General features: G+C 38.6%; 12 protein-coding genes. 2 read left to right on the top strand and 10 right to left on the bottom strand.

Going from position 1 to position 16032, the window contains the following annotated elements; all coding sequences use genetic code 11:
- Window positions 1-12: 12 nt before the first annotated feature.
- On the top strand, window positions 13-4050 hold the full coding sequence (locus KO513_RS17095) for a hybrid sensor histidine kinase/response regulator transcription factor (protein WP_215914469.1): 4038 nt from the start codon (window positions 13-15) through the stop codon (window positions 4048-4050).
- 20 nt (window positions 4051-4070) lie between these two features.
- Here KO513_RS17095 and ribB read toward each other — a convergent pair whose 3' ends face one another.
- The 10 genes from ribB to nhaC form a co-directional block, all read right to left on the bottom strand.
- Window positions 4071-5201: a 3,4-dihydroxy-2-butanone-4-phosphate synthase gene (ribB, locus tag KO513_RS17090; protein ID WP_215914468.1), complete on the bottom strand. Its 1131-nt coding sequence runs from the start codon at window positions 5199-5201 to the stop codon at window positions 4071-4073.
- 8 nt (window positions 5202-5209) lie between these two features.
- On the bottom strand, window positions 5210-6763 hold the full coding sequence (locus KO513_RS17085; RefSeq protein ID WP_371735995.1) for an LptF/LptG family permease: 1554 nt from the start codon (window positions 6761-6763) through the stop codon (window positions 5210-5212).
- A gap of 31 nt (window positions 6764-6794) precedes the next feature.
- Window positions 6795-7439: a LolA family protein gene (locus tag KO513_RS17080; protein WP_215914466.1), complete on the bottom strand. Its 645-nt coding sequence runs from the start codon at window positions 7437-7439 to the stop codon at window positions 6795-6797.
- 26 nt (window positions 7440-7465) lie between these two features.
- Entirely contained in the window at window positions 7466-9856 is a 2391-nt protein-coding gene (locus KO513_RS17075) for a DNA translocase FtsK (RefSeq protein ID WP_215914838.1), read from the bottom strand.
- 540 nt (window positions 9857-10396) lie between these two features.
- A complete protein-coding gene (locus tag KO513_RS17070) occupies window positions 10397-10765 on the bottom strand; it encodes a diacylglycerol kinase (protein WP_215439339.1) in 369 nt (122 codons plus the stop codon).
- Entirely contained in the window at window positions 10758-11264 is a 507-nt protein-coding gene (gene tpx, locus KO513_RS17065) for a thiol peroxidase (protein ID WP_215439341.1), read from the bottom strand. Before tpx ends, KO513_RS17070 begins: the two co-directional genes overlap by 8 nt.
- A gap of 175 nt (window positions 11265-11439) precedes the next feature.
- A complete protein-coding gene (locus KO513_RS17060; protein WP_215439343.1) occupies window positions 11440-11697 on the bottom strand; it encodes a DUF6952 family protein in 258 nt (85 codons plus the stop codon).
- Complete coding sequence (locus KO513_RS17055; RefSeq protein ID WP_215439345.1) at window positions 11678-11992, bottom strand: thioredoxin family protein; 315 nt, start codon at window positions 11990-11992, stop codon at window positions 11678-11680. The genes KO513_RS17060 and KO513_RS17055 overlap by 20 nt, the downstream gene beginning before the upstream one ends.
- A 92-nt stretch (window positions 11993-12084) precedes the next feature.
- Window positions 12085-12729, bottom strand: coding sequence for a peroxiredoxin (locus KO513_RS17050; protein ID WP_215439347.1), 645 nt, complete (start codon window positions 12727-12729; stop codon window positions 12085-12087).
- 236 nt (window positions 12730-12965) lie between these two features.
- Window positions 12966-14447, bottom strand: coding sequence for a Na+/H+ antiporter NhaC (gene nhaC / locus KO513_RS17045; RefSeq protein ID WP_215914465.1), 1482 nt, complete (start codon window positions 14445-14447; stop codon window positions 12966-12968).
- A 131-nt stretch (window positions 14448-14578) separates the two neighbouring features.
- Between nhaC and lpdA the strand changes: the two genes are divergently transcribed.
- Window positions 14579-15985 carry a dihydrolipoyl dehydrogenase gene (gene lpdA / locus KO513_RS17040; protein WP_215914464.1) on the top strand — a complete coding sequence of 469 codons (1407 nt, stop codon included), beginning with the start codon at window positions 14579-14581 and terminating at the stop codon, window positions 15983-15985.
- Window positions 15986-16032 lie beyond the last annotated feature (47 nt).

Below are 16032 nucleotides of genomic sequence, written 5' to 3'. Positions count from 1 at the left end.
ACGCAAAAACCAATGAACTATCTGTTAACGTGTGTATTCTGGTTGGTCTTCTCACTATGGGGACTATACGCTCAATCGTTAAAATTTGAGCATTATGATGATGCCAGTGGAATTTCGCACAATTCAGTAAGACACATTGTTCAAGATAATGAGGGATTTCTTTGGTTTGGTACCTTTTCTGGTCTTAATCGGTTTGATGGGTACGAGTTTAAGTCGTACACCAGTGCTACTCCGGCATTAAATACAATTCCCAATGATGATATAACAGCATTGGAATTTGATAAAGAAGGAAACCAACTCTGGATCGGAACGCGTGATGGGCTTACCCTTTTGGATTTAAACACCTACAAGTTCAAAGTTTTTCTGCCGAATCCTAATAGAACGGGCTCAATACAGGATAAGGAAATTAGGTCCGTACATATTGACCGCTTAAAAAGGGTATGGGTTGGTACTAGGGATAAAGGTTTGTTTTTATATGACCCTAAAAAAGAAAGTTTCAGTAAAGTTGATTTAGATGGGTTTACCTATGTAAAAGAAATTTTTGAAGATTCCACAGGGCGTTTGTGGATAGGTAGCTATGGTAATGTGGGCATAGCTAGAATTTCGTTGGATAACTTAGGCTCAATCGTACAAATAAAGCACTATTCGTTATCTGACCAAAACACAATTGAACCCAGTCCTTATTTAAATTTTATTTACGAAGACCATAAGTCGGATATTTTTGCAGGAAGTAGAAATGGCCTGTACAAATTGAATACAGCTGATGACCGTTTTCAAAATCTATTTATTGAAGACTCCGAGGTACGGGATAAACTAGGACCCTATTTTATATCCGTAGCAAAGTCATCAAGCGGAAAGTATTGGCTAGGTACTCTAGGAGGAATACTAAGGGTAGACCAACTTGAAGATGTTCGGGAGCAAGGCTATGATTGGTATTTTTCGGAATTGTCGGATGATGATTCTTTGGTTGATAATTTGGTATCTGCACTCTATTTTGATGCCTCAGGTGTACTTTGGGTAGGTACAGAAGAGGGACTGGACAAATATGATCCTTATGAGAACCAGTTCAAATACAATACCTCTATAAGCAGGTTTATAGATAATCAAATTCCTCGTATACGGGATTTTTCTAAAACGTATGATAATAAGATAGTTGTGGCTACCAGGCACAATGGTTTGTTTATATCTAACGGAGAAAGTTATATCCCGCTTTATCGTACACAAGAAGATATTTCCAGTATGTTTTCCCCGGACGGCAAAATATTTTATTGCGGGCTTTGGAACGGAAAAGTACTGATTTTCGATTATCAGAAAAAAACGGAAAAGGTAATTGACGTTGGTTTTGAGCATGCCCCTATTTTGGCTTTTGAACCTATGAGCAATGACGAAATGGTTATTGCTTCGCATGGTGAGGGAGCCGTAATTTTGGATTTAAACACCAACGATGTAAAGTCCTCGTATGGTAATTTGTTGCCCGGAGTAGATATTAATTCTATTAAGGTAAGTGAGAACGGCAGAATTTGGTTCGCTACTCAAACAGGGGTCTTTTGCTATAATCGTTCTTCTATGAAAGTCAAGGCGTATGAAACGCAATCTGATGACAAGGTTGGTTTGCCCCATAATAATGTAAGCGATATTGCTATAGATGAAACCGGAAAAATCTGGGCAGCTACCCGTAAAGGTTTGTGTTATTATAATCCGGCATTGGATGATTTTTCTGCCCTAGAAGATATTGATGGGGTGAAAAATAGGTGGATTACAAATCTTGTATCTAGGAAAGATGGTTTTCTATGGTTGAATATGAACAATAATAATTTGGGTAAGTATGATATAACTTCCCAAGAATTAAAACTCTATCATACAGAAAGTGGCAACCGGCTGGATGTTTTTAGTACCAGAGGGTTTTATTTTGCAGATGATACGCATATGTACCTTGGAGGGAAAGAAGGTGTTATTAGCTTTTCCCCTAAAGAACTTTCGGTAAATGGGTTCGCACCAGAACCTATAATTACAAATATACGGGTGCAGAACAAGGCGATTGAAATTGGTTCAGTAATAAACGGACAGGAAATACTTAAAACCGACTTAAACCTAAACCGCAGTTTGGTTCTGGAAAATGCCAACAAAAACTTTTCGCTCACCTTTTCTAGTCCATCCTACGTAAATGGCAGACAGAACAGGTACAGTTATATTTTAGAAGGTTTTGATGAAAACTGGAATACCGTAGATATGAGGCAGCGTACGGTTCAGTATACCAATTTATTTTCGGGGGATTATGTCTTCAAGGTGAAGGCTATGAACAGTCACGGGGTGTGGAGTGCTACTTCTGAATATCAGATTAAAATACTTCCTCCTTTTTGGTTTACCTATAAAGCACTCTTTATACTACTGTTGATACTGGCACTGGCTTTTTATTTTATTCGTAAACAGGTCAGGGAACGTATTATCTTAAAACAACAATGGTTGATGGAAAAAGTAAAACGAGAACGCGATGAAAAACTGAATAATGAAAAATTGCGCTTCTTTACCAACATATCCCATGAACTTAGAACTCCGCTCACTTTAATTTTAGGGCCCGCAAAACAGTTAATGGAGGACGGTAAGGACTCTGGGAATTATTTTCAGCAGAGTCGTTATAACCTTATTCATCAGAACGCCAACCGATTGTTAAATCTGGTAAACCAAGTGTTGGATTTTAGAAGGGCCCAATCAGGGGAATTGCGCCTAAAGGTTACCAAGACGGATATTCTTCTGTATACCCAAAATACCTTTCGATCATTTGAAGAATTGGCGGACGATAAAAAGATAAACTTCAACCTAATATCGGAAAACGAGGCAATCGAAGGGTATGTTGATCGGGACAAGTATGATAAAATGTTATATAATCTCCTGTCCAACGCATTAAAATTCACCCACAATTATGGCCATGTAGATCTTTTTATAGAAGTAAAAGAAGAGGAGGGGAAGGCTTTTTTAATGGTTGAAGTGAGTGATGACGGAATAGGAATTCCAAAAGAAAGTCAGCAGAAAATATTTTCGCGTTTTTATCAAGCACCCAATAGTTCCGGTCTTAATACGGGTTCAGGTATTGGCCTATCTTTGGTTAAGGCTTTGGCAGAATTGCATAAAGGCTCTATAACTGTGGAGAGCGAACTGAACAAAGGAAGTGTATTTACGTTAAAACTTCCTGTAAGTCGCAACGCATATGGAGATGATGAAGTTTTTGAATATGAGAAAAACCAGGTTACCGAAGATTCACCACAACTGATAACAGCCAAGAAAATTATACAGAGTACACATTTAAAAGAGCGTATTCTGATTATTGAGGACAATGCGGAACTACGGAATTATTTGGTGGATTTCCTATCGGACTATTATAAGGTCTTTGAAGCGGAAAATGGCGAAAAGGGATTGGAAGTTTGCCTAAACGTAAAACCTGCTATTTGCATAGCGGATATCATGATGCCGGTTAAGGACGGATTGGAATTTTGTAAAGCATTGAAGAACGATGCGGATATTAGCCATATTCCGGTTATTTTATTAACTGCCTTATCGGACAATGACGATAAAATAAACGGCTACAGCTCTGGCGCAGATGGCTATTTGGTGAAACCCTTTGATCCGGCTTTATTAAAAACACGAATTGAGAATATCATCAACTCAAGAAAAGAACTAAAAAGTAGATTTTCCGAGGAAATCGAAAGTCAGGTAAACACTTTAACACACTCGCCCATAGATCAATCTTTTATGGAAAATCTAACGGAATTGATTCATGAAAATATGGGCAACAGCCAGTTAAACACTTCTTTTTTGTGTAAATCTTTGGGTATGAGCTCTTCAAAATTATACCGAAAAGTAAAAGAACTAACAGATTTGGCACCTAATGAATTTGTGCGAACAATTAGGTTGAAAAAATCGGCACAATTATTACGTACCAAAAAATACAACGTATCCGAAGTAACCACATTAATAGGGTTCAGCGATCCCTTATATTTTAGTCGCTGTTTTAAAAAACAATTTGGGTATCCGCCCAGTCAATTAATAAAATAGATTAGAAATAAGAGCAGGCTCTAGTAGGCTACATACTCCACAATCTCTAGGCCATAGCCTACAATACCAACTCTTTTGGTTTGTGGCGAGTTTGATAGGATTCTCATTTTAGCAATATCCAAATCATGTAGAATTTGTGCCCCAATTCCAAAATCACGGGCATCCATATCAATTTTTGGTGCTTTTTGAATTCCTTTCTTTTGTAGCTCTTTTAACTCGGCCAACCGGGATAAAAGATTTAATGATTCTGAATCTTGATTTATAAAAACAATAGCGCCTTTTCCCTCTTTATCTATCGCCTTGAACATATCTTCAAGTTTGGCATCTGGGTTATTGGTCAATGTTCCCAGAATATCATTGTTGACTAAAGTGGAATTGATACGAGTCAAAACTTTCTCGGATTTGCTCCAAGCACCTTTGGTCAATGCAATATGTACGTGGTTATTGGTGGTCTGTTGATACGCTCGTAAACGAAACCTCCCAAAACGAGTGTCTATGTCAAAATCTTCCTTTTTAGCTATAAGGCTGTCATGTTCCATTCTATAGGCAACCAAATCTTCTATAGAAACAATTTTTAGATCAAACTTTTTAGCGACTTCTACCAATTGGGGAAGACGGGCCATACTACCATCTTCGTTCATGATTTCTACAATGTAACCTGCAGGTTGTAAGCCTGCCAATCTAGCAAAATCAATAGCAGCTTCTGTATGTCCTGTTCTTCTCAGTACACCACCTTCTCTAGCTACAAGTGGAAAAATGTGTCCAGGGCGAGCTAAATCGTGTGGTTTTGTGTTGGCATCGGTTAAGGCAAGTACGGTCTTGGCCCTGTCCGAAGCTGAAATACCAGTAGTAACTCCGCCACCACGTAAATCTACAGAAACGGTAAAAGCAGTTTCCATGGGGTCCGTATTGTTATTGACCATCATGTGCAGACCTAATTCTTTACATCTACCTTCGGTTAACGGGGCACAGATAAGACCTCTACCGTGAGTGGCCATAAAGTTTACGGTTTCTGGTGTTGCCAGTTCTGCAGCGGCAAGAAAATCACCCTCGTTCTCGCGATTCTCATCATCAACAACGATAATGACTTTTCCTTTTCTTATTTCTTCAATAGCTTCCTCAATAGTATTCAATTGAATTTTCTTTTCCATATCGCTATTTATTCTTCTTCAGTTTTGTCTTTTTTTGAAAAAAGTTTTTTGAAAAAGTCTATGACATTTCCAAAATTCATCATTCCTTGGTCTGCCGTAGCTTGTCTCGTTAGATAAACGCCTAAAGGTAGCATAACCATTGAAGATAGCCATGCTCCTATAATGGGGTGAATATTTCCTTTGTAACTATAATTTTCTGCAAAAACACCTAAAAAGTAATAGACAAGAAAAAGTAAAATAGCTATTACCATTGGTAGTCCTATACCTCCTTTGCGAATAATAGCTCCCAAAGGTGCACCTACAAAGAATAGGATAATACAGGAAAGGGCCAAGGCATATTTTTCGTGTAATGAAAAAATATGTCGCCTATGTATTTCATAACGCTTGTTCAATTCTTGTTTCTTTCCTTCAATGGAAGTCATAATGTTGGAAACCGAATTTTTGGCGGAGTTCATTACCTGTACCTTCTGCCAGTCTTTAAACAGTGAAATTATTTCCTTAGGAGCCGTTTTTTCTTCGGACTTAATAACATTACTAGTTTGAGTAACCGAATCTATTTGGGCTGTTTCGTTATTTTGTACTGTGTTAGTATCAACTGCAGTTGTTGTCATAGACTTGCTAGAGGCTTCTTTTTGGCGCAACAGGTTCATTTTTTCCGTAGCAGCAGTATCTTTTGGGGAAAGCGGAATAAAACCGCCCATACGATACACAATGTTTTTTGAAAACGCTTGAACTATTCTCTTGTTATCCTTTTCAATGGAATCCATATCCTTAATCAATCGGGAAACATTTTTCATTTTCTCACGATTGGATACATTCTCTTCTTCAAGATCTTGTTCCATTTCCGGAATTTCAATGTTCATCCGGTAAATTTCAAAATTACTTTTGGCAAAAGGGTATTTTCTCTTTTCAGTGCTTTTCTTCTTATCCATGTCACGATAATAATGACCATCACGCAGAACCAATTGAATAAGTTCCGAATCTTCGCTACTGATAAGTTCGCCGGTTTTCGCTTTTATTACCGTACTGTTTACGTTAGTAGGCGTTTTTTGATGAATGATTACGTTTTTTAGAAAACGGTCTTTTTCACCATACTTTTCATCTACTTTGATGCTCATACCCTCAAAGTCGCTAAACACCCCTTTTTCAATAGCTGCAGCAGGTTTAACCTTGGCTATATTACGCCGCATATTGTAGATTTTCTGTTCGGATGCGGGAATAACGCTATTCGCAAAATAAAAGGTAACGCCACCTAGACCTATCATAAAAATAATAAGACTGAGCATAGAACGCTGCAAGGAAATTCCAGAGGCTTTCATTGCGGCAAACTCATAATTCTCGGCCAACGTTCCAAACGTAAGTATCGATGCAAGAAGCACGGTAAGCGGGAGTACCTTTTCCGTTAAACTGGGCATCATATAGAAGAAAAACTTCCCAATAATACCCATATCCAGACCTTTCCCGGCAAAGTCATCAATGAACAACCATATCGTCTGAAATATGAAGATGAACATCAATATTACGAACGAACTCAAAAAATTATAAAGGAACCGCGATAATATATATCGGTCTAGAATTCTCAATGTGGTAATATTAGTTTCTTACTATGTAGTACCCGTCATTTTTGTACTTGGCCTCGTCAAAAGTAAATAAGGTTTTTGACAAAGGTTGATTAGTTTTGAAAGAATTAACGGTAATGGTCGTAGTGGTACCATTTTTACCGGTTTCTATCAATTTGTAAATATGCTTTGTTTCCGCATCAATACCCAATAAAATGGTCTTTATTTCAGAATCTGTATCAATAGGGGTAAGCTTTACATACTGTATTTTTCTTCCGTTTACGTTTTGAAGGATATCCATTTCGTAATTATGGCCTTCTCTGTAGAACGTTAACATTTTAGCAGGGGTCAGTGCACTGCCATCGTCAGATTTGTCTTCTATGGTCACTTCTTCGTTCTCTGGAATAATGGTATAGACTTTAGAGCCGTCATACAATAGTGTAGTGCCAAAGAAGTTACCAATAAACTTATCTCCTTGTAAAGTAACTTCACCACGTGTTTCTTGATTTATACCTGCTTCTGAATTGTTAAGTACGTATTTAAAATCTACGTAAATATTGTCATAGCTTTTAACCTTGGTGTATACATCTTCTAATAGGGCTTTTGCTTTTTCTGAATTTTGGGCAAAAGTTACGTTTGAAAGTAACACAAGGGTAAATACTAGAATAATCTTTTTCATTTTATTGTTTAAGTTAATAGTTCTAATTAGGAGCGTTCGTTGCTCAGCAATTGATCAAGGGCTACAAGGTCAGGTACTAGAACCTGGCGTGCTTTACTTCCTTCAAAAGGACCTACAATTCCAGCCGCTTCCAACTGGTCTACGATACGACCTGCACGGTTGTAACCCAATTTCATTTTTCTTTGGATCAAAGATGCGGAACCTTGTTGCGCCGTAACAATTACTTCGGCGGCATCACGGAAGAGGGCATCCCTGTCCGCTATATCAACATCAATACTTGTGCCAGAATCCTCGCCCGAATATTCTGGCAGTTCATGGGCATTTGGATAGGCGCGTTGCGAACCTATATATTCTGTTATTTTGGCTACTTCTGGGGTGTCTACAAAAGCACACTGAATACGGGTAACATCGTTTCCTTGCGTATAGAGCATATCTCCACGACCAATAAGCTGATCAGCTCCTTGTGCATCTAAAATAGTTCTTGAATCTATTTTAGAGGTTACCCTAAACGCAATCCTGGCGGGAAAATTTGCTTTTATAATACCCGTTATAACGTTTACCGAAGGACGTTGCGTAGCAATAATCAAATGAATACCAATAGCCCGAGCCAATTGGGCAAGACGCGCAATAGGGGTTTCTACTTCTTTGCCCGCGGTCATGATTAAATCTGCAAATTCATCTATCACCAATACAATGTACGGTAAGAATTTATGTCCGTCATTGGGGTTAAGCTTTCGGGCCTTGAATTTTACGTTGTACTCTTTTAAGTTACGTACTTGGGCATGCTTTAATAACTCGTATCGGTCATCCATCTCTATACAAAGGGAGTTCAAGGTATTGATAACCTTTGCATTATCTGTAATGATGGCTTCTTCAGAATCTGGTAATTTCGCAAGAAAGTGTCTTTCTATTTTATTATAGATGGAAAGTTCCACTTTTTTAGGATCTACCAAGATAAACTTTACCTCGGCCGGATGCTTTTTGTAAAGAAGCGAGGTAAGCACCGCGTTTAATCCCACGGATTTACCTTGACCTGTAGCACCAGCCATTAAAAGGTGGGGCATTTTTGCCAAGTCTACAACAAAAGTTTCGTTGCTAATGGTTTTTCCAAAAGCAATGGGCAGTTCCATTTCCGCTTTTTGGAATTTACTGGAAGCTATGACCGAACGCATAGAAACGATTGTCGCATTTTTGTTGGGCACTTCAATACCAATGGTTCCTTTTCCTGGAATAGGTGCAATAATACGTATACCCAGAGCAGCAAGCGAAAGGGCAATATCATCTTCTAGGTTCTTAATCTTGGATATTCGTACACCGGCTTCGGGAACTATTTCGTAAAGGGTTACGGTTGGACCAATGGTAGCCTTGATTTGAGAAATACCAATTTTGTAGTTCTTAAGGGTATCTACAATTTTATTTTTGTTTTCCTCAAGTTCTTCTTGGTTTATGGTGATACCACCTGTTACACCGTGCTGGTCCAACAGTTCCATGGTGGGGAATTTATAGTTGCCTAATTCTAGGGTAGGGTCAAATTCACCAAAATCCTCCACTAGTTTATCCGCAATATTATCAGTTTCTTCTTGCTCTTCCACAATCTTCTCTACTTCCATAGAAAGTTCATCTGTGGTTTCTTCTTCTACGGGAACGGTAACTTCAAAATCATCTAAAGGAACCTCTTCCTTTTTTAAAGGCGGAATGTCTTTTTTATGCGTGTATGTGTCAAGTACTATAGGTTCTTCCTTTTCTGTCTTTTTAATGGATTCCTTTACATCTCTAACCGTATCGGATGCTTCTTTTGTTGTAGATTCTAATTCAGATTTTAAGGTTGATGTCTTTTTGCGGAAAAACTGGGCCATTCCTTCAGGAGTAAAATGGAAGAAACGCACTAATATGAATACCAGGCCAAAAAGAAGAATAAGTACCACACCTATATTACCTGTGTAATCCCTTAAAAAGTCGTTCATTTCATAGCCTACAAGTCCGCCCAATAAGGGTTTGGTGTCTGCTAGAAAACCTAGGGCAATAGATATCCAAATCATAAAGACCAGACCCCATATCCATTTTTTTAGAAGCCCTTTTTTCTCCAAGCTTAAGAACAGGTGTAGCCCCGTAATACAAACTAGAACTGTTAAGATAATAGAAGCCACACCAAAACCTTTGTAAACAAAAAAGTGGCTTACACTGGCCCCAAACTTATTGAGCAGGTTTTTGGCTTGTTCATTTCTATTGGCAAATTCTGATAATAAGCTTTGGTCATCCTGCCAAGTGAAATAAAAGGACACAAATGAGAAAAATAGTGCCATACTGAAAAGTATCAGTAGGCTTCCTAAAATAATCTTGTTCTTTTTGGATACCTTAAGACTAGCCTTCTTGGTGGGCGTCTTTTTTTTGGTTGTCGTTGTTTTCTTTTTGGCCATTACTTTTTTTCCACTGGATGCAAAAATACGTATTACGAAGTTTTCAAAGTAGGGATTGTGAAAAGTCTTTTCGTTTTTATAAAGTACATACTCCCTAAAGGGGGTTATGGTTTTTTTGATACTTGATTTTTCGCCCTTGAAAGCCCTAATGAAAACTGCTTTCCGTATGCTATTGAACATAGCTTTTTACTATCTAATTTGTCCTTTTTTGTTTTTAACGGGTTTTTCTGGATTATGTTGTTCTGTGGGGTCTTATCGATAACCTGCAGAGTCTTAAACTACTTAATTACTGATTTTTGTAGCAACAAATTTTATAAGGTCGTTTGATTGGGGATAGGGTAGGGAAATACGAGATTTAAAATTTTTGAAACATCATTTTGGAATCATAAGTAGCTAGCTACAGCGATGAAAATATTTGTTGAAGGAATGGTTTTTGGCTGATTTGGGAGTCTTCCGTTTAATACAGGTGTGTGATGGGTTTGGTATTGTAACATGGAAAATTGCAACCAAACAGAATTGTAAATGCAGATGAAATAGGGACTAGAATACTTTTGGTATATAGATAATACAGCCAACAATAATTGCTCCAATGGATACAAGCATTACGGCGCCAGCGGCTACATCTTTAATAAAACCGATTCTTTCATCAAAATCCGGATGAATAAAATCACACAATTTTTCTATGGCCGTATTGGCCCCTTCAATGCCTACGACCATAGAAATGGCAAAGACTTGAAAAATCCATTCCGTAGCAGAGATTTCGTAATAAAATCCGGCAATAGTAACGGCAATGGCCAAAAATACCTGGATTTTTATACTGGCCTCCGTCCTAACCAAAAGAAGGGCTCCACGCAAAGCGAAGCCCACACTTTTTATTCTGTTTACTGCAAACGACTCTTCTTTAGGCATCGGCTAAAGCTTCAAGAGCCGCTTTGTAGTTGGGCTCATCTACCGTTTCGGTAACTTGTTCCGTATGAATTACTTCACCGGATTCATTAAGTACCACTACCGATCTAGATAATAAAGAGGCTAGGGGGCCATCTGAGAAGGCAACTCCGTAGTCTTTACCAAAACTTCCGTCACGGAAATCAGATAACATTTCTACATTCTTAATACCCTCAGCGCCACAAAAACGGGCTTGGGCAAAAGGTAAGTCTTTGGACACGCATAGAACTACGGTATTGTCCAGTTCGGCAGCTTCTTGGTTGAACTGTCTAACGGACTGGGCACAAGTACCCGTGTCTACACTAGGAAAAATATTTAAAACCACTCTTTTTCCGGAGTAGTCAGAAAGAGATGCAGGTGAAAGGTCGCTTTTTGTTAATGTAAAGCTAGGAGCTTTGCTTCCGTTTGCAGGAAGATTTCCTAAAGTATGTATTTCGTTTCCTTTTAAGGTTACTGTTGCCATGATATGTTCTATTTAGATTCGCTGTGAAAATATAAAATTATAGCTAATTAAAGGTGCTGCATATGATAAATGTGGTTTATGAAAACGTATAAAATGAAAAAAGTGAAACAACTTAATTGATTCGTTTAAAAAATCAATAGTTACTTCACTTTAAATCGTTGTAAAATGGGGTGTTCTATTTGTCTATAGAGCCCATTACACGTTGCATAAATTCGTTCAAGGCTTCCTTCTGCGGTTTACCTGCTTTAATACCTTTCTGTACTTCTAGAGCGCCGTACATATTGGATATAAGTTCACCAATAACATCAAGTTCCTCGTCCTTTAGAGAAGGCACTTCGGTCAATGCTTCTAAGGTCTCAATGGTTTCAATAACAAAATCCTCATCGTTCTCTTCAATGAAATTTGTTAAGTGCTTAATTACTGGAAGCTTCACTGATCAATTCTTTTAGAACATCATATTTGTTCGTTTGTACTTGATTTTTAAACTCTCCATTGGTGAAAGTGGCAAAAGTAGGCAAGTTGTCTACATTAGCCAATTTTCGACTTTCAGGGAATTTCTCGGCATCGGCTATAACAAAAGTAAAATCTTCGTTAGCAGAAGCTTCTTTCTTGAATTTAGGCTTCATGATACGGCAGTTGCCACACCATCCGGCAGAATATTGTACTACTACATTTTTCTTCTCTGCTATGATTTCTTGCAGATTGTCTTGTTCCAATTCCAATACCATATCTAAAGGTTTTAAAATTTATACTATTTAAGTTGAAAAAGTACCGCTTGCACTAATTGTACAAGCGGTTAACTTGTAACTAAAGCAATTATTTAGTTGCTATGTGCAGAAAGGTATTCGGCAACACCTTTTCTATCAGCGGTCATTGCTTCTTTTCCTTCTTCCCAGTTTGCTGGACAAACCTCACCTTTTTCCTGTACATGTGTATAAGCATCAATAAGGCGTAGGTACTCGTTTACGTTTCTACCTAATGGCATATGGTTGATGCCTTCATGGAAAACAGTACCCTCTTCATCAATAAGGTATGTTGCACGGTAGGTTACATTGTCTCCTTCAACAGTAACAACACCGGTTTCTTCATTGTACTGCTCATCAGTAATGTCCAAAATACCTAAAGTGGAGGCAAGGTTACGGTTACTGTCCGCTAATAGAGGATATGTAACACCTTCAATACCACCGTTATCTTTGTCTGTGCTTAACCAAGCAAAGTGAACCTCTGCGGTATCGCAAGACGCACCAATTACCAATGTATTTCTTTTTTCGAATTCACCTAAAGCAGCCTGAAAAGCGTGCAATTCAGTTGGGCAAACAAATGTAAAGTCCTTCGGGTACCAGAAAAGAACAACCTTCTTGTTGTTTTTTTGAGCTTCCTCTAAAACGTTCAATTTGAATGTGTCTCCCAAATCGTTCATTGCGTTTACACTCAGATTGGGGAATTTTTTACCTACAAAAGCCATATGATATAGTTTTTAATGTTTCAATTTGATTACAAAATTACATCAATATTATGGCGATAAAAGTAATGTGTATTTAAAAAATTGATAGAAGAATAAGTATTGTAGATGCGATGTATTTCATTTGACATAAAGTGTTAAATCAGTAAAATCAAACAGCTTAAATTACCAAATTCTCAATTTAATGACTTGTTATTTTGATATTCACATTTAGGCGATTTTAAGAAATCTTTATTTTTTTAAGACGATGTAGTCAGTTGCTTTAATTTGATCTGTAATGCAGCAAAAATAAGCGTCATAATTGGACTCAGCCAATTGAAAACGGCAAAAAGGGCGTACTCCGCGGTTCCAACTCCAAGAACACTACTATGATATGCTCCACAGGTGTTCCAAGGAACAAGAACGGAAGTTACCGTTCCGGAATCCTCTAAAGTTCGGCTTAAGTTTTCAGGGGCCAAATTTTTATCGGCATAGGCCTTGCTGAACATTTTACCGGGAACAACAATGGCAAGGTACTGGTCTGATGCGGTAATATTCAATGCCAAACAGCTTCCTACGGTACTGGCAAAAAGCCCGAATGTAGTTTTTGCCATTTTTAATAAGGATTTTGTAATACGGTCCAATGCGCCAATACCATCCATAATACCACCAAAAACCATGGCGCAGATAATGAGCCAAATGGTACCCATCATTCCTGTCATTCCTTTTGATGAGAATAGGTCGTTAAGTGCAGCGTTATCCGTTGGTACGGAGGTTTGAACGGTTATGGCTTTAATGACGCCTTCGTAACCTGATTTGAATGTAAGTGTCTTTGCCTCCGTAATACCTGCTACAACATCGGGTTGGAAAATAAGGGCGAATATTGCTCCCAATAAAGTTCCTATGAGCAGGGCGGCCAATGGCGGAGTTTTCTTAACGATTAGAACTACTACGGCTATAGGTACAAGAAAAAGCCAAGGTGTAATGGTGAAAGCGGAATTAATAGAGGTTAAAATGGAATCAATATCCGCGGCCCCTTTCGTTTCAATTGAAAATCCTAATATGATAAAAAAGATTAAGGTAACGCTAACCGTTGGCACTGTGGTGTAGAGCATATATCTAATATGTTCAAAAAGCTCTCCGCCCGCCATGGCAGGTGCTAGGTTGGTAGTGTCACTAAGAGGAGATAGTTTGTCCCCAAAATAGGCTCCGGACAATACGGCGCCGGCGGTCATTCCTAATGGTATGCCCAGTGCTTCGCCAATACCTATAAGGGCTATGCCTACTGTTGCGGAAGTAGTCCAGCTGCTTCCTGTGGCAATGGATATAATGGCGCAGATAATGACACTTGCAGCTAAAAATATAGTGGGATTGAGAATCTGAAGCCCGTAATAGATCATAGCGGGAATGATACCACTTATAAGCCAAGAACCCGCTAATGCTCCTACCATTAGTAAAATGAGCAATGCTCCGGTGGTAGATTTCAGGTTTTCTGCTACCTCTGCCATCATTTGCTTGTAAGATACCTTGTTCATTACACCTACAATGGCGGCAACGGCGCCTCCCAAGAGGAGAATAAATTGGTTGGATCCGCTAAGCGCATCATCTCCAAATACATAAACATTATAGGCCAGCATGGCTACTAGGACTATAACGGGGGTGAGTGCTTCCCAGATATTTAATTCTTTGTTTTTAACGATGTTTTCGTTCTCTCTGTGCTCCCCTGAATTTTGGTTTGTCATTAATAACGGTTTAGCTATTAGGTAATATTACAATTTTGATGGGGTTTGTGCAACTTTTGTATAAATCGATAAAGGGTACCTTAAACCGGAAAATAGTATTAATTTTGTATTTCAAATTCAAAGAAAATTTTATGAGTTCATACGATGTGGCCATTATTGGCTCAGGACCAGGAGGATATGTGGCGGCTATTCGTTGCGCACAATTGGGGTTGAAAACAGCAATAATAGAAAAGTACAGTACTTTAGGAGGAACCTGCCTTAATGTAGGTTGTATACCATCTAAAGCTTTATTGGATTCTTCTCACCATTACGAGGATGCCATTAAACATTTTTCGGATCACGGAATTGATATTCCAGGCGAGATAAAGGTAAACTTGGAGCAGATGATCGCCAGAAAGGCGGCTGTTGTAAAACAGACGTGTGATGGGGTCAAGTTTTTGATGGACAAAAATAAAATTGATGTTTTTGAAGGATTGGGTAGTTTTAAGGACGCTACACATATCAATATCAAGAAAAATGATGGGACTACGGAAACCATTGAAGCTAAAAATACAATTATAGCTACAGGAAGTAAACCATCTACGCTTCCTTTCATAAAAATAGATAAAGAGCGCATAATTACGTCTACAGAGGCCTTAACGTTAAAAGAGATACCTAAGCACTTGATTATTATAGGTGGAGGGGTTATTGGTTTAGAGCTCGGTCAAGTTTACAAGCGTCTTGGCGCGGATGTTGCCGTAGTTGAATATATGGATCGCATTATTCCTACTATGGATGCTTCGCTTTCCAAAGAATTGACCAAGGTTTTAAAGAAGCAAAAGGTAAAATTCAACCTTTCCAGTAAAGTGAAGTCCGTTGAGAGAAGCGGAGACGAGGTTGTAGTTAAGGCCAATGATAAAAAAGGTCAGGAGATAGAGTTGAAAGGCGACTACTGTTTGGTTGCTGTGGGTAGAAGACCTTATACCGATGGATTGAACGTTGAAGCCGCTGGTGTTAAATTGGATTCTAGAGGCAAAGTAGAGGTGAACGACCATTTACAAACTTCTGCTTCTAACATCTACGCTATTGGAGATGTTATTCGTGGTGCCATGTTGGCCCATAAAGCAGAAGAAGAGGGAACTTTGGTTGCCGAACAATTGGCAGGTCAAAAACCTCATATAGATTATAACTTGATTCCAGGTGTGGTTTACACTTGGCCAGAAGTTGCTTCTGTTGGTAAAACGGAAGAAGAACTTAAAGAAGCTGGTGTAGCATACAAAGTGGGGCAGTTTCCAATGCGTGCTTTAGGTCGCTCTCGTGCCAGTATGGATTTGGACGGGTTTGTAAAAATATTGGCCGATAAGAAAACGGACGAAGTTTTAGGGGTTCATATGATTGGTGCCCGTAGTGCGGATTTAATTGCCGAAGCGGTTACTGCTATGGAATTCCGTGCATCTGCTGAAGATATCTCTAGAATGAGTCATGCACATCCTACTTTTGCCGAAGCGGTAAAAGAAGCTGCTCTTGCCGCTACGGATAACCGTGCATTGCATATTTAGAATTCACAAAGTATTGTAAAAAAAAATCCCGTCTAACTTCTAGACGG

Origin of the sequence: Zobellia sp. B3R18 (genome assembly GCF_018860715.1) — a bacterium.
GTDB classification, from domain to species: Bacteria; Bacteroidota; Bacteroidia; order Flavobacteriales; family Flavobacteriaceae; genus Zobellia; species Zobellia russellii.
This window is presented reverse-complemented; position numbering and strand designations above follow the sequence as displayed.